Genomic DNA, 19019 nt, shown 5'->3' with positions numbered 1-19019 from the left:
GGGCGATCCCGCTGGTGGGACGGTCAGCGGTACCGGCCCTCGCAGGCCTGCTCGCCGCCGAGCACTCCGGTGCGGAACGCGTCGACCCGGGAGAATCCGCTCGGAACGGTCTCCCCGTTGACGTCGCTGGCGGCGAGTCCGTCGGTGAGCAGCCCCGACACGGCCTCGTCGAGATCACCGGGGGACAGCCACACGCTTCCCGCCTCCAGGGTGGCGGGACTGTCCGGGCTCAACGCGCTGGTGATGACGCCGGACAGGCAGGCGGCTCGCAGCGCGGTCTGGGGTGAGTGCAGATCGTTGCCCCGGTCCCGCTGCAACGCCAGGGTGTACCGCGAGGCGAGCAGGACGTATGCGTTGTAGTCGCCGGTGAGTTTGGTCTGGAAGAGTTCCCGCCTGCCCGGGCGGCCCGGTGTGCCGCGTTCGGCGAGGGCGTCGACACTGACCCCGATCGTGTTGGTGGCCGGGCAGTACGACACCGGTTCGGTCGCGTCGGCGTCCGCGCAGTCGAGGTCGGCGCCGTCGAGTTGCAGTGTCGGGGGATCGCTGAGATCGAAGATCTGCTGGAAGGACGTGAAGAACGCCTCGAGCGCCTCCTCGGTGACGGGGAGTTCGCCGTCGTCGCTCTCGTCGGCGAACCGCTGAGGCAGATCCGCGCGGCGCGAGTCGATCTCCTTCTCGTCGATGCGCGTGCAGGACGCCGGACCGTCCGTGAATCCGATCTGGGTGGCGGTGACGCGTTCGAACGCCGAGCCGTGCACGTTGTCGGGATCGTTCGGGTCGGTGTCACCGATCGCCACCGCCGACGCCAGTACCTTGTTCAGCCCGTCCGACGTGTTGAGCGTGAAATGGGTCGCCTTGTCTTCCGCGATGTACCGCATGAACGCCCCCGCGAAGCAGTCGGCCTGCTGTTCCCGCACGATGCCACCGCCCACGTTCTCGTCGGCGATTCCCGCCTTCGTCTGCACGGCGTGCCCGTACTCGTGTGCCAGAACGAAGACGGCGGCGACGACGCCGAACTTCTCCACGACCTCGGGCAGCAGCAGCGCCCGGTCCCAGCCGATCGTGTGGTCGGTGCTGCAGTAGCCGGCGTTGAGGAGTTCCTCGGTGCTGTCCCCGCAGAACCGCGGGCCGTCGGACTCGCGCGGATCCCAGGAGATCAGTTCCTCGACCGGCTCGAACTTGCGCTGGAACAGCGCCGGGAACTCGGTGCGCCAGTAATCCTCGATGTCGCTCACCGCGTTGGCGGCCATCGTGTCGATCTCACCGCCGTCGGTGCCGGTGACGGGCACGTCGGCGTCGGCCACGCCCTTGCGGGCACCGCTCGGACCCGACGTGGCATCCAGCCCAGCCACCTTGAACGGATCGTCGTAGATGGACGCGGCCTCGCCGTCCACCGACCGCGTGCACCCGGACAGGACGACCGCGGCCACGGCCAGAACGCCCACGCTCGCAGCCCACTGCCGACGTCGGGTCAGCAAGGCCGTGCCTTCATCAACGCTCCAGACTCATCCAGATCGCGCCGTTCGCGGGCAGTGCCACCTCTGCAGAGGCGGGACGGCCGTGCCACGGCTGCGACGTTGCCGTCACCGCACCGAGATTTCCCCAACCCGATCCCGCGTAGATCTCGGCGTCGGTGTTGAGAATTTCACGCCATTCGCCCCGTTCTGGCAAGCCCACACGATAATTCGCGTGCGGCGAACCCGAGAAATTGAACAGGCAGGCCAGGATCGACCCATCGGTGCCGTAGCGCAGGAAGCTCAGGACGTTGTTCGCGGTGTCGTTGGCGTCGATCCAGGAGAACCCGCCCGGTGACGTGTCGAGAGTCCACAACGCCGGGTGCTCCCGATAGGTGGCGTTGAGGTCGTGGACGAGCCGGAGCAGACCGCGGTGGAAGCCGCCGGTGTACGGGTCGTCGAGCTGGTACCAGTCGAGTCCGCGCTCTTCGGACCACTCCGCGGTCTGTCCGAATTCCTGACCCATGAACAGCAGTTGTTTGCCGGGGTGCGACCACATGTACGCCAGCAGGGCCCGTACACCGGCGGCCTTCGCGTAGTCGTCGCCGGGCATCCGCGTCCACAGCGTGCCCTTGCCGTGCACCACCTCGTCGTGGCTGATGGGCAGCAGATAGTTCTCGCTCCACGCGTACATCAGGGAGAACGTGATCTCGTGATGGTGATAGCTGCGGTGGACGGGATCGTGCGCCATGAATCCGAGGGTGTCGTGCATCCACCCCATGTTCCATTTCATGTTGAAACCGAGACCGCCGACATTGGTCGCGCGGGTGACACCCGGCCACGCCGTCGACTCCTCCGCGATGGTGACGACCCCGCGGTGCTGTTTGTGGACCGTGGCGTTGGTCTCCTGCAGGAAGGCGACAGCCTCGAGGTTCTCCCTGCCGCCGTGGATGTTCGGCGTCCAACCGCCCTCCGGCCGCGAATAGTCGAGGTAGAGCATCGACGCGACCGCGTCGACGCGCAGACCGTCCACGTGGAACTCGTCGAGCCAGTACAACGCGTTCGCGACGAGGAAGTTGCGGACCTCGCGCCGCCCGAAATCGAACACGTACGTTCCCCAGTCGAGTTGCTCGCCGCGCTGAGGATCGCTGTGCTCGTAGAGCGGTGTGCCGTCGAAACGTGCCAGCGCCCACTCGTCCTTGGGGAAGTGGGCCGGTACCCAGTCGACGATGACCCCGATGCCGGCCGAGTGCAGGTGGTCGACGAACCACCGGAAGTCGTCGGGGGAGCCGAACCGTGAGGTGGGCGCGTAGTACGACGTGACCTGGTACCCCCACGAACCGCCGAACGGGTGCTCGGCGACCGGCAACAGTTCGACGTGCGTGAATCCCGTCTCCGTGATGTGGGCCGCGAGTTGTTCGGCCATCTCGCGGTAGTTCAGCCCGGGCCGCCACGAAGCGAGGTGAACCTCGTACACGCTCATCGGGGATTGCGCCGGCTCGGTGGCCGCGCGCTGCGCCAGCCAGTCGGCGTCGTTCCATTCGTACGTGCTCACCGACACCCGGGACGCGGTAGCCGGAGGGACCTCGGTGGCGAAGGCCATGGGGTCGGCCTTGTCGCGCACGGTGCCGTCCGGTCCGTGGACCCGGAACTTGTACAGGTCGCCGGCCTCGATGCCGGGAACGAACAACTCCCACACCCCGGTGGAGCCGAGCACCCGCATCGGGAAGTTCCGCCCACTCCATCCGTCGAAATCGCCGATCACACTCACCCCGCGGGCATTGGGAGCCCAGACGGCGAACGAGGTGCCGGTGACGGTGCCGTCGGGGGTGTCGTAGCGGCGGCGGTGCGCGCCGAGGATCTCCCACAGCCGCTCGTGCCTGCCCTCACCGAACAGGTGCAGGTCGAGTTCGCCGAGCGTGGGCAGGAACCGGTACCCGTCGGCGGCGACGTCGTTGTGACCACCCGGCCACGTCGTGGACAGCCGGTAGTCCATCAGATCCCGGTACGGGACGAGTGCCCCCCACACACCGTGCGCGAGGTGTTCCAGCGAGAAACTCGTCCCACCGATGACGGCGTCGACGGCCTCGGCGTGGGGGCGCAGTGCGCGGATCACCGTGCCGTCGGGGTGCGGGTGCGCGCCCAGGATCGAGTGCGGGTTGTGGTGCTCGCCCCGGGACAGCAGGTCGAGGTCGGCGGCGTCGGGTGCGATGGCGACAGGCGGTTCGACGGTCACTATGTACCTCCGCGGTAGGCCAGCTTCGTTCTGGCCGGATAGGGGATCGACGGTAATGCCAGGATATGGGCCACCGCGCGCCAGGGTTCCAGGCGCACGAAGTTGGCCTGCCCCCAGTGATACTGCTCCCCGGTGACCTCGTCGAGCACGGTCAGGTGATCGTGCCAGTCGCGGCCCAGCGCGGGCATGTCCAGCCACACGTTGCCCTGCTCGGCGCCGTACGGGTTGAGGTTGATCACCGTCAGCACGGCATCCCCGGTGGTGGCGTCGAACTTGGAATAGGCGATCAGGGCGTCGTTGTCGACGTGGTGGAAATGGATGTTGCGCAACTGCTGCAGCGCCGGATGCTGCCTGCGGATCCGGTTGAGCGCGGTGATCCACGGTTCGAGGGACTCGCCGCGAGCGGCGGCACCCTCGAAATCTCGGGGACGCAGCTGATACTTCTCGGAGTCGAGGTACTCCTCACTGCCCACGCGCACCGGAACATGTTCGTACAGTTCGTATCCCGAGTACACCCCCCACGTGGGGGACAGGGTGGCCGCCAGCGCGGCGCGCAGCGCGAACATTCCCGGGCCGCCGGTCTGCAGGCTCTCGTGCAGGATGTCCGGGGTGTTGACGAACAGGTTGGGGCGCGCCTCGTCGGCCTTGGCGGCGATCTCCTTGCCGAACTCCGTCAGCTCCCACTTCGCGGTCCGCCACGTGAAATACGTATAGGACTGCGTGAAACCGCGGCGGGCGAGACCGTACAACCGCGCGGGACGGGTGAACGCCTCGGACAGGAACAGGACGTCCGGATCCGATTTCTTGACCTCGGCGATCAGCCACTCCCAGAAGTCCGGCGGCTTGGTGTGCGGGTTGTCGACCCGGAAGATCTTGACGCCCGCCGCAACCCAGTGCCGGACGACCCGCAGGACCTCCGCGTAGATCCCGTCGCGGTCGTCGTCGAAGTTGACCGGGTAGATGTCCTGGTATTTCTTCGGCGGGTTCTCGGCGTAGGCGATGGTGCCGTCGGGGAGCACGGTGAACCATTCGGGGTGCTTCTTCGCCCACGGATGGTCCGGTGCGGCCTGCAGGGCCAGGTCGATCGCCACCTCCATGTGCAGCTTCCGGGCGGCAGCGATGAACGCCTTGAAATCGCGCATCGTCCCGAGCTGGGGATGAATCGCGTCGTGGCCGCCCTCGTCCGAGCCGATGGCCCACGGCGAACCGACGTCGTCGGGGCCGGGTGTCAGCGTGTTGTTGGGGCCCTTCCGGTTGACCTTGCCGACCGGGTGGATGGGTGGGAGGTACACCACGTCGAATCCCATCGACGCGATGCGGGGAAGCGCAGCCACGGACGTGGCGAACGTACCGTGCCGCGGCTTGCCGTTCTCGTCCCAGCCGCCGGTGGATCGCGGGAAGAACTCGTACCAGGACCCGAACAGGGCGCGCGTGCGATCGACGAGCACGGTGTGCGGTTCGCTCTTCGTGACGAGATCGCGCAGCGGATGTGCGCGCAGCAGTTCCGTGACATCCGAGCCGAACGCCGGGGCCACACGTTCGGACAGGTGACGATCGGAACGCAGCGACGCCGCGACCCCGGCCAGCCGCGAGCGGTCCGCGCGGGGGACGCCCTTCGCCGCTCGCTCGAACAGCCGCGCACCGATCTCGAGGTCGTTGGCCAGTTCGGCCGGCCCCTGTCCCACTGCCAGCTTGGCCTCGACCGCGTGCTTCCACGTGGTGAGCGGATCGCTCCAGGCCTCGATCCGGAACGTCCAGATGCCCTCGCCGGTTGGGGTGAAGGAACCGTCGACGGTGTCGGGCACCGGACCGCCGGTCATCGGAATGCGGAAGGTCGCCGAGCCGCCCGACGCCGCACTGCGCGGTCCCCGCACCGCAAGCGTGGCGGCCACGGCGTCATGACCTTCACGCCACACGGTTGCCCGGACGGGAAACACCTCACCCACAACGGCCTTGGCGGGGTAGCGACCGCACCCGATGTTCGGTTCCACGTCGTCGATACCGAGTCGACCTGTCACACTGGGCTCCGTTCCATAGCCGGAAGTTGCCGGCGGCTCGTGGGCTGGGCCGCCCGTTCAACCGTAATGGAGTCGACCGGTTCCTGTCCGTATTGGAGATCTGACGTCCACCCGCCCCGACACGGCGCAACGACGCCCGCGGTGCGTTATCGTTCGCGAGGTGAAAGCCTTGCGTCGGTTCACTGTCCGAGCCCACCTTCCGGAGCGGCTCGCTGCCCTCGGTCCGCTGTCCACCAATCTTCGCTGGTCGTGGCATCCGGCCACGCAGGAACTGTTCGGATTGCTGGACGAGGAACTGTGGCGGCAGGTGCAGTTCGACCCGGTCCGGATGCTCGGTGAGGTCGATCCGGCCCGCCTGGACGAACTGGCCGAGGACGTCGCGTTCCTGGCCCGGCTCGACGCCGCGGCCGCCGACCTCGACGACTACCTGTCCCGCCCCCGCTGGTATCAGAACCAGCAGGCCAAGGGCGTGTCGCTGGACGGTGGGATCGCGTATTTCTCAATGGAGTTCGGGGTCAGCGAAGTGCTGCCCAATTACTCCGGCGGTCTGGGAATTCTCGCAGGCGACCACTTGAAGGCGGCGTCCGATCTGGGCCTGCCGCTGATCGGTGTCGGCCTGTTGTACCGCTCGGGTTACTTCCGGCAGTCACTGACAGCGGACGGCTGGCAGGCCGAGCACTACCCGCCGCACGACCCGCAGGGCCTGCCGCTGCGCCTGCTCACCGAGTCCGGGCCGCAGTCGTCGGACGGGGCGCCCGTCCTCGTCCACGTCGCGATCCCCGGTGGCCGGGTTCTGCGCGCCCGCGTGTGGATCGCCCAGGTGGGGCGTGTCCCGCTGCTGCTGCTCGACTCCGACATCGCGGAGAACGACGCCGAGATGCGGGGCGTCACCGACCGTCTGTACGGCGGCGACCAGGACCACCGCATCAAGCAGGAGATCCTCGCCGGCATCGGCGGTGTCCGTGCCGTGCGCGCCTACACCCACGCCTACGGCCTGCCCGATCCCGCCGTCTTCCACATGAACGAGGGACATGCAGGTTTCCTCGGCATCGAGCGAATCCGTGAACTGGTCACCACCGGCGGACTCGACTTCGACGAGGCGCTGGCCACGGTCCGGGCCGGCACGGTCTTCACCACCCACACCCCGGTTCCTGCGGGAATCGACAGGTTCCCGGCCGACCTCGTGCGGCACTACTTCGGCGGCGACAACGCTGCGAACGAATCCTCGCTGCTGCCGGGGCTGACGATCGACCGGATCCTCGGACTCGGCCGCGAATCGGATCCGTCCGTGTTCAACATGGCCCACATGGGCCTGCGGCTCGGGCAACGGGCCAACGGTGTGTCCAAGCTGCACGGCATCGTCAGCCGCGAGATGTTCCAGCCGCTGTGGCCGGGATTCGACGCCGAGGAGGTGCCGATCGGCTCGGTGACCAACGGTGTCCACGCGCCCACCTGGGCCGCACCCGAATGGATCGATCTCGCCACCCGCATCCTGGGCCCCGAACTGGTGGAGGAGGCCCGCGGCTGGGAGCGGCTGCAGGACCTGTCCGCCGAGGAACTGTGGTCGACCCGCAACGCGCTGCGCGGAAAACTGGTCGAGGAAGTGCGCCGCCGGGTCCGCGCGTCCTGGATCGAACGCGGTGCGACGTCCGCCGAACTCGGCTGGACGGACGAGGTGTTCGACCCGAACGTGCTCACCGTCGGCTTCGCCCGGCGGGTGCCCACCTACAAGCGACTGACGCTGATGCTGCGCGACCCCCAGCGGCTCCGCGCCCTCCTCCTCGACGAGAAGCGGCCCGTGCAGCTGGTGGTGGCCGGGAAGAGTCACCCCGCGGACGACGGCGGGAAGGCCCTCATCCAGCAGGTCGTGCGGTTCGCCGACGCCGCCGACGTCCGGCACCGCATCACCTTCCTTCCCGACTACGACATGTCGATGGCGCGGTACCTCTACTGGGGTTGCGACGTGTGGCTCAACAACCCGCTGCGCCCGCTGGAGGCGTGTGGCACGTCGGGTATGAAGTCCGCTCTCAACGGCGGACTGAACCTGTCGATCCGGGACGGCTGGTGGGACGAGATGTTCGACGGCGAGAACGGCTGGGCCATCCCCACCGCCGACGGCGTCGTCGACGAGGCACGGCGTGACGACCTCGAGGCCAGCGCACTGTACGAACTGCTCGAGCGCGCCGTCCTGCCGAGGTTCTACGACCGTGCGGACGGCCTGCCGGTGCGCTGGGTTGAGATGGTCCGTCACACCCTGCAGAATCTCGGGCCCAAGGTGCTTGCATCGCGGATGGTGCGCGACTACGCCGTCCAGTACTACGCGCCCGCCGCTCAATCGGCCCGGACGGTGGCGGCGGAGAACTTCGCCGGCGCCCGCGAACTCGCCGCGTTCCGTCGCCGCGTCGAGGCCGCCTGGCCGTCGGTGGCGGTCCTGCAGGTCGACGGCGCGGGGCTGCCCGACACCCCCGAGATCGGCGCCAATCTGGTGCTCCGCGCTCGCATCCGCCTCGGCGAACTGTCCGTCTCGGACGTCACCGTGCAGGCCGTGATCGGAAAGGCCGGACCGGACGAGGAGCTCACCGACATCGTCACGGTCCCGATGACACACTCCGCATCGGACGAGTCGGGGGAGTTGTTCGTCGCCGACCTGGCCCTGCCCTTGTCGGGGTCGGTCGGATACACGGTGCGAGTCCTTCCGCACCATCGGTTGCTCGTCGACCCGTCGGAGCTGGGTCTGGTGACGGTGCCGAACCCCTGACCGGCGCTACCGAGCCGTCACCGGCCGACGTCCCGGCGCTGGAATCCGGTGACGGCCGCGAGGAACAGGGCCGCCGCGAGAAGCAGCAGAACCGCGAGGGGAGTCGCCGAGAAACTCTCTACAGGCAGGGCCGGCGTGTAGTGGAAGGGCGAGAGCACCCCGAACCGGTCCGGGAGCACTTCCCCGAACATCCCGGCGACGAGAACGTAGCCCAGAAATGCCCACAACGCCGGCAGCGCGCGGGGAATCAGGCCATAGACGGCTGCGCACGCACCGACGATCACCAGCAGTGCCGGCACGGTGTTCAGGGCCGCGCCGATCAACCGGCCGAGCGCGCCCGCATCCGACAGCGTGAACGTCGCGGTGATCCCCATGCCGACCCCTGCCGCCACGGTGATCGCGACGGCCGCACCGGCGATCACAGCCAGCTGGCCACCGAGCCACGACGTGCGGGACACCGGGGTGGCCAGTGCCTCCTCGGCGCGACCGGACGATTCCTCCGAGCGGACGGATATGACGGCACCGACGGCGTACATCGCCGCCATCACCACCAGGAACACCAGATACAGGGCGAATGCACCGTCCGCGGCCGCCGCGGCGCCACCCGGCAGCAGCTGTGCGAGATCGGGATCCTGGTCGATGAAGTCGCTGATCTGCCTGCCGAGTGAACCGATCGGCAGCGACAGCGCGAACACGCCGACACCCCAGGCGAGGATCTGGCCGCGTTGCTGACGCGCCGCCAGCGCGGTGACACCGGTCAGGCGGCGGGACGCCTCGGCGCGCCCGCCCCGCGGCGCGAGGAGCCCCGCCCCGACGTCCCGTCGACCGATGGCGGCATACGCGCACCCGACGGTCAGCGCCGCCGCGACGATGCCGATCAGCAACGGCCACCACCGTTCGTCGACGTAGGCGCGAGTGGCCTGCGACCAGCCGATCGGCGACACCCACGTCAGCAGGCTCCCGCTGTGTCCCTGCTGCACGTCGCCCACCGCACGCAGCAGATACGCGACGGTGATCGCGGAGATCCCGACACCGCTTGCAGTGCGGGCGTGTTCGGTGAACTGGGACGCCAGGGCTGACAACGAGGTGAATACCAGACCCACCACCAGCACACCCGCGGACATGTTCAGCGAACCCGCCGGAGGCAGACCCACGGCGAGCAGCCCGATGACGAGCAGAAGCGCGACGAACACATTGGCGAGCGCCGCGGAGATCAACCCCGCCGTGATTCCCGCATACCGCCCGACGACGCCGGCGCGTACCAGTTCCGTGCGCCCGGTCTCCTCCTCCGTCCGCAGATGTCGCGTCACCAGCAGCACCGACATGATCGCCACGGCCACCATCGTCATGCCGGCAATCTCGTTGGCGACCATCGCACCGAGCGTGTAGTCGTCCAGGCCGTACCCCGGCCCGGCGAGTGCCGTGGCGGCCGGGGACGAGATGAGTTCGGCACGGGCCTGCCGGGATTCGGTGGTCGGGTAGATGGTGGAATAGCTCGACGCGATCAGGACGGTGAGGCCCGCCACCGCGACCGTCCACACCGGAATCCGGACCCGGTCGGTGCGCACCGCCAATTCGGCGAGCACCCCCGTTCCGCTCAGTCGACTCACTGCGGCCGTCCGATCCCGAGTGCCTCGACCTCGTCGCGGTACTCACGGAGGAACAGGTCCTCGAGTGTCGGCGGGTTGGCGGTGATCGAGACGATGCCCAGCCCCGTCAACGTGGTCATGACCGGATCGATCTGATCGGAATCGACGTCGAACGTCACCGTGTTCGCATCCTCACCCTTCCGCAGGTTGTGCACACCGGGGACGTTCGCGATGGGAGTGGGCCCGATCCGGGTGGTCGCCGTCACCGTGGTACGGGTGAAATGGCGCAGTTCGGACAGCGTTCCCGCCTGCACGGTCCTGCCCGCGCGAATGATGGTGACGGCGTGGCACAGCGCGTCGACCTCGGCGAGGATGTGGCTGGACAACAGCACTGTGCGTCCGCTACGGGCGAATTCGGTGATGCACTCCTGAAACACCGCCTCCATCAACGGGTCCAGGCCCGACGTCGGCTCGTCGAGGATGAGGAGTTCGGTGTCGGCGGCGAGCGCCGCCACGAGGGCGACCTTCTGCCGGTTGCCTTTCGAATAGGTGCGGCCCTTGCGGGTGGGGTCGAGTTCGAACCGCTCGATCAGCGACGCGCGACGGACCGGATCCAGCCCGCCGCGCAGCCGCCCGAGGAGGTCGATCGCCTCGCCACCGGACAGGTTGGGCCACAGGTTCACGTCACCCGGAACGTAGGCGAGTCGCCGATGCACGGGAACGGAGTCGTGCCACGGATCGGAACCGAGAACGGACGCCGAACCGCCGTCGGCGCGCAGCAGACCGAGGAGCACCCGGATGGTCGTGGACTTGCCCGAGCCGTTGGGGCCGAGGAATCCGTGCACCTCACCCGCCTTCACCTCCAGATCGAGGCCGTCGAGGGCGAGGACTTCGCCGAACTTCTTGGTGAGTCCGCGGACTGAGATCACAAGGTCCATCGGTCGAGCATAGGTGCGCACCGATCCGCTGCCCGACTCAGTGCGCGACAGCGGTTCAGGGGCGCGAATCGCGGATCCGCCCCAGCGCCTTACGCACGACTTCCGGATCGGACGTCTCCCAGAACGGTGGCAGCGAGGCCCGCAGATACCCGGCGTAGCGGGCGGTGGCGAGCCGCGGATCGAGGACGGCCACCACACCCTTGTCGTCGACGCTGCGCAGCAGACGTCCCACACCCTGGGCGAGCAGCAGCGCCGCGTGATTGGCTGCGACGGAAAGGAACCCGTTTCCGCCGCGCGACTCGACGGCCTTCTGCCTGGCGACCAGCAACGGGTCGTCGGGGCGGGGGAAAGGGATGCGGTCGAGGATCACGAGGCTCAGGGACGGGCCCGGCACGTCGACACCCTGCCACAGCGACAGCGTGCCGAACAGCGACGTCGGCTCGTCTCCGGCGAACGCCCGGACGAGAGCGCCCGTCGAGTCGTCGCCCTGGCACAGGATCGGGGTGTCGAGCCGGTCGCGCATCGCCTCGGACGCGGCCTTGGCGGCCCGCATCGACGAGAACAATCCCAGCGTGCGCCCACCCGCCGCCTCGACGAGCTCGGCGATCTCGTCGAGATACGTGGGGGACAGGCCGTCCCGCCCCGGCGGCGGAAGCTGCTTCGCGATGTAGATGATGCCTGCGCGGGCATGGTCGAACGGCGACCCGACATCGAGGGCGTTCCATTTGAGAGTGCCCGAATCGGACGGCGCCTCGGAGCCGGTGGCCATCGCCGGATCGATCACGACGGACGATTCGGCCGGAAGTCCCCAGTTGACCGCCAGACCGTCGAACGATCCGCCCACGGTCAGCGTGGCGGACGTCAGGACCACGGTCGATTCGGCGAACAGCCGGGAACGCAGCAGCCCGCCGACCGACAGCGGCGCCATCCGCACCACCCGGCGGATCGACCCGCGGTTGTCGTCGGCGGCCAGCCACACCACGTCGTGACGCTTGGCCGGATCCGGCTCGTCGAAGGCGCTGAGAACGCGGACGGCGCTGTCGTGCACCTCCTCGACCGACGCGAGTGCGGTGTTGCGTGCCGCCGCGGCCTCCGGGTCGCTCAATGCCATACCGGGACGGGACGGGCCGATGGCCGTGCGCAGCGACCAGGCGGCGTCGCGAACAGCGGCGAGGGCGGGGGCCGCGCCGGGCGGCAACGCCTCCCACCGTTCCGGCCGCAACTCCTCGAGCAGTGCCGCCCAGCCTTCGCCCGCGGCCTCGAGACGGTCTGCGTCCTGCTCCTCGACGAGCTTCGCGCAGCGCCGCGCCGCGGCACTGATCGTCGACGCCGCCAACTCCGCGGTGGCGACGTTGGTGACGCGGTCGACCAGTTCGTGCGCCTCGTCGATGACCACGACGTCGTGTTCGGGGAGGATCGCGATCCCGGTGATGGCGTCGATGGCGAGCAGGGCGTGGTTGGTGACCACGACGTCGACCTGCGAGGCCTCCGCGCGGGCCCGCTCCGCGAAGCAGTCCTCGCCGACCGGACAGCGGGACTTGCCGAGGCATTCCCGGGCGGTGACGCTGACCTGGCGCCACGCCTTGTCGCTGACTCCGGGGGCCAGGTCGTCGCGGTCGCCGGTCTCGGTGTCCGAGGACCACTCGGTGAGGCGCTGGACCTCCCGTCCGAGCCTCGACACCGCGAACGGGTCGAACAGCTCGTCCGTGGGAGGCTCCTCGGCGGACCCGGTGTGGATCTTGTTCATGCACAGATAGTTGTTGCGGCCCTTGAGGATCGCGAAGTGCGGTCGCCGTCCGAGTGAACCCTCGAGCGCGTCCGCGAGCCGCGGCATGTCGCGGTCGATCAGCTGACGCTGCAGTGCGATGGTGGCCGTCGAGACGATGACCGTCTTCCCGCTCTGCACCGCGTGCCGGACGCTCGGCACCAGATAGGCGAGGGACTTGCCGGTGCCCGTCCCGGCCTGGACGGCCAGATGCTCCCCGGTGTCGATCGAATGCGCGACGGCGGAAGCCATGGTCAGCTGGTTGGACCGCTCGGCACCGCCCAGCGACCGCACCGCCGTGCGCAACAGCTCGGGGACGTTGGGGAGGTTTTCAGGCACCCGAGCAGGTTACTCGGGACCTACGTCAGAAATCGTCACGCGGTCCGAGGGGGTGTCTGCGTCGCGGCCCACGAGGCGCACCCCGGCGGCCCTCATCGCGGTGATCGCGGCCTCGACGGTCGCGGGGGCGACGCCTGCGGTGAGGGGGAGGCGGACGCGCGTCGGGAATCCGGCGGCCACGGCGTCGAGAGCCGTCGCGACCACGCAGTGATCAGTGGCGATCCCCACGACGTCGACCTCGGTGACTCCGGCCGCACGCAGCCATTTCTCCAGGCTCTGGCCGTCGGAGTTCTTGCCCTCGAAGCCCGAGTAGGCCGCCGAGAACTCGCCCTTGGAGAACACCGATTCGATGCCGCTCAGGTCGAGGTCGGGGTGGAAGTCCGCGCCGGACGTTCCCGCTTTGCAGTGCACCGGCCAGGTGTCGACGTAGTCCGGTTCGTCGGAGAAGTGGTGGCCCGGGTCGATGTGGTGGTCGATCGTGGCCGCGACGGCGTCGTACTCGGTCGCCGCCAGGAAGCGGCTGATCGCGGCCGCGACCGCGGAACCGCCGTCGACGGCGAGGGAGCCGCCCTCGCAGAAGTCGTTCTGGACGTCGACCACGAGCAGCGCCCGCCGGAGGTCGGTGTTCTCGATGTCGGTCACGGTGCCCTCCTGGGTTCGGGTTCGGCGAAGCGCACCGGGATCGCGGGCTCGCCGTGGGAGAGCTTCAGGCCCTCCCAGGGCAGGCTGACGAGGCCCGCCGCCAGGAGGGATCTGCTGTCTTCCAGGGTAGTCGTGTCGCAGACGGTCTCACCGCCCCGCACAAGCGGGACCAGCAGTTCCCGCGCCTCGAGGCCGGCCGAGCAGGGTGCGTCCGAATGGGCCGAGTACACGACCTCCTCCACCAGGGTTCCGGTGTCACGGGCGAATCGCAGCGCCCGCTTGGTGCCGCCCCGCGACGCCTTGTTGCTACTCCTCTTCTCGACGGGGATGCCGTCCACCTCGACGAGTTTGTAGACCATTCCGGCGGTCGGCGCGCCGGAACCGACGACGACGGACGTGCCGACGCCGTAGACGTCCACCGGTTCGGCCCGCAACGCGGCGATGGCGTATTCGTCCAGGTCGCCGGAGACGACGATCTTCGTCCCGGTCGCACCGAGGTCGTCGAGTTGCCTGCGGACCTGCCGGGCCAGCACACCCAGATCGCCGGAGTCGATCCGGACACCACCGAGTCCGGGGCCCGCCACCTCGACGGCGGTCTTGACGCCTGCGGTGATGTCGTAGGTGTCGACGAGGAGCGTGGTCCCGACTCCGAGTGCCGCGACCTGCGCGCGGAACGCCGCCGACTCGTCCGGCCCGTCCGGGGTGGTGTGCAACAGGGTGAACGCGTGCGCGCTGGTACCCGCACCGGGTACTCCGTGCCTGCGGACCGCCTCCAGATTCGACGTGGCAGTGAAGCCCGCCAGGTAGGCGGCGCGGGAAGCCGCCACCGCGGATTCCTCGTGGGTGCGCCGCGAACCCATCTCGATCATGGGGCGTCCGTCGGCAGCGCTGACCATGCGGGCGGCGGCGGACACGATCGCGCTGTCGTGGTTGAGGATCGACAGGCTCAGCGTCTCGAGGAGGACGCATTCGGCGAACGTTCCGCGGACGGAGAGGATCGGGGAGCCGGGAAAATAGAAGTCGCCCTCCCGGTAACCGTCGATGTCACCGCCGAAGCGATAGTCACGCAGCCATGCGACGGTCGCCTCGTCGAGGAAGCGGGACACGATCTCGAGTTCCTGCTCGCCGAAACGGAAGTTCGACAGCGCGGCAACCAGACGGGCGGTGCCGCCGACCACTCCGTACCGGCGGCCGTCGGGGAGCCGGCGGGCGAACACCTCGAAGCTGCAGCGTCGGTGGGCGGAACCGTCGGCGAGGGCCGCCGACAACATCGTCAACTCGTACTGGTCGGTGAACAAGGCGGTGCTGTCTCTGGACACCCGGCCACTGTAAGCCGCGGTGTCGTTCAGTGGAGGAGCGTCGTACCCTGGTGTCATGGCTCATTGCTCGACGACAGCTCCATTCGTGGATGCCATGCCGGCATCGCCGCAGGTCACCCCTGCAGAGTCGGAGGTCGCCGAGATCGATGAAGCCAATGATCGTCCCTGGGTCACCGTCGTGTGGGACGATCCGGTGAATTTGATGCACTACGTCACCTACATTTTCCAGAAACTCTTCGGGTACAGCAAAGCCAAGGCCACGGAATTGATGATGCAGGTCCATTCCGAGGGAAAGGCCGTGGTGTCGAGCGGTCCCCGGGACAAGGTCGAAAACGATGTACGCAAGCTGCACGCGGCCGGCCTGTGGGCCACGATGCAGCGTGACGGCAGCTAACTTTCCGTTCGGACAGTAAGGAACTCGGTACACGACGTGCGGATGTGGAGCAGGAAGAACTCGCTCGGCGGTGTAAAGCTGCGTTCGGAGATGGACGCGCACGAGGCCACGGTGCTGCGATCGCTGGTCGCCTCCGTCCTCGGTCTCCTCGAGGAGCGGGCCGCGTCCGCCCCGGAGGACGAACTCGCGGCGCTCACCGGGATGCGGACCGGCAACACAGCGGCACCCGACGAGGAGGTCCTCGCGCGGCTGCTGCCCGACTTCCACCGTGCCGACATGGACGCGCCGGACGACGACGAGATCCGCGCCGAATCGAAGGCCGATATCAACGGTGCGCTGCGCGGACTCCACGAACCGGAGATCATCGACGCCAAGCTGGCGGCGGGCTCGGTCATTCTCCACACGGTGCCCGAGAACGGCGGCAAGGTGCTGCTCACGCCGGAGCAGGCCGACGCCTGGCTCAGCGGTCTCAACGACGTCCGGCTGGCGCTGGGCACCAACCTGGGCATCGACGCCGACACACCCGACGAACTCGATCCCGCCGATCCCCGCGCACCGCACCTCGACATCTACCACTGGCTGACCTGGATGCAGGACTCGCTCGTTCAGGCACTCGCGCCGTGACGGCCACGACGCCGGGCCGCACCGATTCGCTCGTCGATGTGGTGGGCCTGAGCGTCGGGCACCACCACGAACTCGACGCGGACGCCACGCTCGGAAGCGGTGCCGCCACCGGGTGCACCGTGGTCCTCGCGCCGCACGGCGCGACCGGCGCGGTCGACGTCCGTGGCGGGGGACCGGGCACCCGGGAAACCGACCTTCTCGACCCCAGCCACAGCGTCCGGAAGGTGCACGCGATCGTCCTGACCGGCGGCAGCGCCTACGGACTCGCCGCCGCGGACGGCGTCATGCGGTGGCTCGAGGAGCACGGTCACGGAATCGCCATGGGGGAGCCCGATCAGGTGGTTCCGATCGTTCCCGCCGCCGTGATCTTCGACCTACCGGTCGGTGACTGGCGCACGCGTCCTACCGCCGAATTCGGTTACCGGGCAGCAGATTCCGCGTCGCACACCGTTCTCTCCGGTTCGGTGGGCGCCGGAGTCGGGGCGCGTGCCGGCGCGCTCAAAGGGGGTGTCGGAACGGCGAGCGTCGTCGTCACGGACGGTCCGGCGAAAGGCATCACGGTCTCCGCGCTGATGGTGGCCAACCCCGTCGGAACCGTGTTCGACCCGGCGACCGGACTGCCCTGGGGTGTCGCCACCGTGGGTGCAGCCGCTTTCGGGCTCAGGCCCCCCGTCGCCGGCGAGGTGTCGGCGGCGCGCGAACTGATCGCCAAGAGCACCGTCCTCAACACGACCATCGGGGTCGTCGCGACCGATGCCGTCCTGGGGAAGGCGGCGTTACGCCGCGTCGCCGTCGCCGGCCACGACGGGCTGGCCCGCGCGATCCGGCCTGCGCATTCGCCGCTCGACGGCGACACGATCTTCGTGCTCTCCACCGGCATCCACCCGGTTCACCACCCGCCGGGAGTGCCCGACGCGTTCCCGCCCGATCTGCCCGTCGTCGACGCCGTCTGCACCGCGGCCGCCGAAGTGGTGGAGAAGGCCATCGTCGACGCCGTCCTCAGCGCCACCCCCGTCGCGGGAATTCCCACCTACCGCGAACTGTTCCCCTCTGCACTGCGTTCCTGAGGTTCGCGTACCTGAGGTACCCGTTCCTGAGGTACCGGCCGGTCGGTGGCCGACTCGCCGGTGCGCACCTAGGATGGCGCTCACGGAGGTGGATGACGTGCTGGTGATTCGATCGGACTTCATCGAGGCGATGGTGGCGCATGCGCGCGCCGACCACCCCGACGAGGCGTGCGGGGTCATCGCCGGGCTGGAAGGCTCCGACCGCCCCGAACGGCACATCCCGATGATCAACGCCGAGCGTTCGCCCACGTTCTACCGCTTCGACTCAGGTGAGCAACTGAAGGTGTGGCGGGCAATGGACGACGCCGACGAGGTGCCCGTCGTGATCTACCACTCGCACACCGCCACCGAGGCGTACCCCAGCCGGACCGACATCTCCTTCGCGTCCGAACCGGACGCCCACTACGTGCTGATCTCCACCCGCGACCCCGACGCCCACGAACTGCGCAGTTACCGCATCGTCGACGGTGTCGTCACCGAGGAACCCGTCGACGTGGTCCAGAGCTACAAGTTCGCCCACACGTCCGTGGCAGACATCCCCGACAAGTGACGGTGCCGTCCCTCGCGACGGGCCCGCGGCATGCAAAGACACCCACATCCCGAGGAGCCGACCATGGCTGTCACAGTTTCGATCCCCACCATCCTGCGAACCCACACCGGCGGTGAAAAGCGGGTGGAGGCAACAGGTCCCACACTCTCCGACGTCATCGACGATCTCGACGGCAACTACGGCGGCATCAAGGACCGCCTGATCAACGACGGTCGTCTGCACCGCTTCGTCAACGTGTACGTCAACGACGAGGACGTCCGATTCTCCGGCGGACTCGACACCGAGGTGACCGACGGGGACTCCGTGACGATCCTGCCCGCCGTCGCCGGAGGCTGATCGCGGCCGTGGCGCGGTTCGGTTCGCTGATCGACACCCTGGGCGACACACCCCTCGTCGGGCTGCCCCGCCTGTCGCCGAGCTGGAACGGCGCTGCGCCGGTCCGCCTGTGGGCGAAGCTCGAAGACCGCAACCCCACCGGTTCGGTGAAGGACCGGCCCGCCCTCCGCATGATCGAGCAGGCCGAGAACGACGGCACCCTCACACCCGGCGCCACGATCCTCGAACCGACCAGCGGGAACACCGGGATCTCGCTCGCGATGGCCGCGAAACTCAAGGGCTACCACCTGATCTGCGTGATGCCCGAGAACACGTCCGTGGAACGCAGGCAACTGCTCACGATGTTCGGTGCACAGATCATCGACTCGCCCGCGCGCGGTGGCTCGAATCAGGCTGTGGCCGTGGCCAAGGAGCTGTCCGCGGAGCACCCCGACTGGGTGATGCTGTACCAGTACGGCAATCCCGCGAATGCGCTGGCGCACTACGAGACCACCGGCCCCGAGATCCTGCGCGACCTTCCCGAGATCACCCACTTCGTCGCGGGCCTCGGCACCACCGGAACCCTGATGGGTGTGGGACGCTACCTTCGCGAACACGTCGACGGCATCGAGATCGTGGCGGCCGAGCCCCGCTACGGCGAACTCGTCTACGGCCTCCGCAACATCGACGAGGGCTTCGTCCCCGAGTTGTACGACGAATCCGTCCTCACCTCACGGTTCTCCGTCGGCCCCGCCGACGCCGTCCGCCGCACCCGGCAACTGGTCGACAACGAAGGCATCTTCGCGGGCATCTCGACCGGCGCGATCCTCCACGCCGCGCTGGGGGTGGCGCGCAAGGCCGTCAAGGCCGAGCGCGCGGCGAACATCGCGTTCATCGTCGCCGACGGCGGATGGAAATATCTGTCGACCGGCGCGTTCGGCGGTACGGTCGAAGAAGCAGAAGAAGCACTGGAAGGGCAGTTGTGGGCATGACGGCAGGGGTGTGTGGATC

The 19019-nt window shown here is 68.6% G+C and carries 14 protein-coding genes and 2 pseudogenes; 7 read left to right on the top strand and 9 right to left on the bottom strand.

The features are described from left to right. Window positions 1-23: 23 nt before the first annotated feature. From FND50_RS25545 to FND50_RS25535, 3 genes are read right to left on the bottom strand one after another with little or no spacing between them, the layout of a single operon-like run. Window positions 24-1445 carry a neutral zinc metallopeptidase gene (locus tag FND50_RS25545; RefSeq protein WP_144287541.1) on the bottom strand — a complete coding sequence of 474 codons (1422 nt, stop codon included), beginning with the start codon at window positions 1443-1445 and terminating at the stop codon, window positions 24-26. 46 nt (window positions 1446-1491) lie between these two features. Beyond that, window positions 1492-3690 (bottom strand): 1,4-alpha-glucan branching protein GlgB, encoded by a 2199-nt coding sequence (gene glgB / locus FND50_RS25540; RefSeq protein ID WP_144287540.1) that lies wholly within the window; start codon window positions 3688-3690, stop codon window positions 1492-1494. Further along, a complete protein-coding gene (locus FND50_RS25535) occupies window positions 3690-5708 on the bottom strand; it encodes a maltotransferase domain-containing protein (protein ID WP_005262035.1) in 2019 nt (672 codons plus the stop codon). The genes glgB and FND50_RS25535 overlap by 1 nt, the downstream gene beginning before the upstream one ends. A gap of 160 nt (window positions 5709-5868) precedes the next feature. Here FND50_RS25535 and glgP point away from each other — a divergent pair, with 160 nt between their 5' ends. Continuing rightward, entirely contained in the window at window positions 5869-8466 is a 2598-nt protein-coding gene (gene glgP, locus FND50_RS25530) for an alpha-glucan family phosphorylase (protein ID WP_144287539.1), read from the top strand. A 17-nt stretch (window positions 8467-8483) separates the two neighbouring features. Here glgP and FND50_RS25525 read toward each other — a convergent pair whose 3' ends face one another. The 6 genes and pseudogenes from FND50_RS25525 to FND50_RS25505 all read right to left on the bottom strand — a co-directional run bounded on the left by FND50_RS25525 (window position 8484) and on the right by FND50_RS25505 (window position 15115). Next, a complete protein-coding gene (locus FND50_RS25525; protein ID WP_260850696.1) occupies window positions 8484-10076 on the bottom strand; it encodes an ABC transporter permease in 1593 nt (530 codons plus the stop codon). Continuing rightward, window positions 10073-10543 (bottom strand): annotated as a pseudogene (locus tag FND50_RS37880) (DUF4162 domain-containing protein); the annotation flags it as partial. The pseudogene FND50_RS37880 and the gene FND50_RS25525, both read right to left, overlap by 4 nt. 33 nt (window positions 10544-10576) lie before the next feature. Then, a pseudogene (locus FND50_RS37875) lies at window positions 10577-10993 on the bottom strand (ATP-binding cassette domain-containing protein); the annotation flags it as partial. Between the two features lie 55 nt (window positions 10994-11048). Continuing rightward, on the bottom strand, window positions 11049-13097 hold the full coding sequence (locus FND50_RS25515; RefSeq protein WP_005262018.1) for an ATP-dependent DNA helicase: 2049 nt from the start codon (window positions 13095-13097) through the stop codon (window positions 11049-11051). A 9-nt stretch (window positions 13098-13106) separates the two neighbouring features. Then, window positions 13107-13739, bottom strand: coding sequence for an isochorismatase family protein (locus tag FND50_RS25510; RefSeq protein WP_144287537.1), 633 nt, complete (start codon window positions 13737-13739; stop codon window positions 13107-13109). Beyond that, entirely contained in the window at window positions 13736-15115 is a 1380-nt protein-coding gene (locus FND50_RS25505) for a nicotinate phosphoribosyltransferase (protein WP_144287536.1), read from the bottom strand. The genes FND50_RS25510 and FND50_RS25505 overlap by 4 nt, the downstream gene beginning before the upstream one ends. Here FND50_RS25505 and clpS point away from each other — a divergent pair. The 6 genes from clpS (at window position 15114) to FND50_RS25475 (ending at window position 19000) form a co-directional block, all read left to right on the top strand. Continuing rightward, the gene (clpS, locus tag FND50_RS25500) at window positions 15114-15452 is read left to right on the top strand and encodes an ATP-dependent Clp protease adapter ClpS (protein ID WP_186301152.1); all 339 of its coding nucleotides are present in this window, start codon (window positions 15114-15116) and stop codon (window positions 15450-15452) included. The genes FND50_RS25505 and clpS overlap by 2 nt on opposite strands. Window positions 15453-15488: 36 nt before the next feature. After that, the gene (locus FND50_RS25495) at window positions 15489-16076 is read left to right on the top strand and encodes a DUF2017 domain-containing protein (RefSeq protein ID WP_144287535.1); all 588 of its coding nucleotides are present in this window, start codon (window positions 15489-15491) and stop codon (window positions 16074-16076) included. Continuing rightward, window positions 16073-17143, top strand: a complete 1071-nt coding sequence (locus tag FND50_RS25490) for a P1 family peptidase (RefSeq protein ID WP_144287534.1) — start codon at window positions 16073-16075, stop codon at window positions 17141-17143. The genes FND50_RS25495 and FND50_RS25490 overlap by 4 nt, the downstream gene beginning before the upstream one ends. Window positions 17144-17273: 130 nt before the next feature. After that, on the top strand, window positions 17274-17693 hold the full coding sequence (locus FND50_RS25485) for a M67 family metallopeptidase (RefSeq protein ID WP_260851061.1): 420 nt from the start codon (window positions 17274-17276) through the stop codon (window positions 17691-17693). A 63-nt stretch (window positions 17694-17756) separates the two neighbouring features. Then, window positions 17757-18029: a MoaD family protein gene (locus tag FND50_RS25480; RefSeq protein WP_005262004.1), complete on the top strand. Its 273-nt coding sequence runs from the start codon at window positions 17757-17759 to the stop codon at window positions 18027-18029. 8 nt (window positions 18030-18037) lie between these two features. After that, complete coding sequence (locus tag FND50_RS25475) at window positions 18038-19000, top strand: PLP-dependent cysteine synthase family protein (protein WP_144287532.1); 963 nt, start codon at window positions 18038-18040, stop codon at window positions 18998-19000. Window positions 19001-19019: the final 19 nt, after the last annotated feature.

This window comes from Rhodococcus sp. WB9 (genome assembly GCF_007558985.1).
Classification (GTDB): Bacteria; Actinomycetota; Actinomycetes; order Mycobacteriales; family Mycobacteriaceae; genus Rhodococcus_F; species Rhodococcus_F opacus.
This window is presented reverse-complemented; position numbering and strand designations above follow the sequence as displayed.

What these genes read in the sequence shown, in the direction of transcription:
- clpS (WP_186301152.1), top strand. Translation starts at nt 15,114, where the DNA reads ATGGCTCATTGCTCGACGACAGCTCCATTCGTGGATGCCATGCCGGCA.
- FND50_RS25505 (WP_144287536.1), bottom strand. Translation starts at nt 15,115, where the DNA reads ATGACACCAGGGTACGACGCTCCTCCACTGAACGACACCGCGGCTTAC.
- FND50_RS25485 (WP_260851061.1), top strand. Translation starts at nt 17,274, where the DNA reads ATGGTGGCGCATGCGCGCGCCGACCACCCCGACGAGGCGTGCGGGGTC.
- FND50_RS25480 (WP_005262004.1), top strand. Translation starts at nt 17,757, where the DNA reads ATGGCTGTCACAGTTTCGATCCCCACCATCCTGCGAACCCACACCGGC.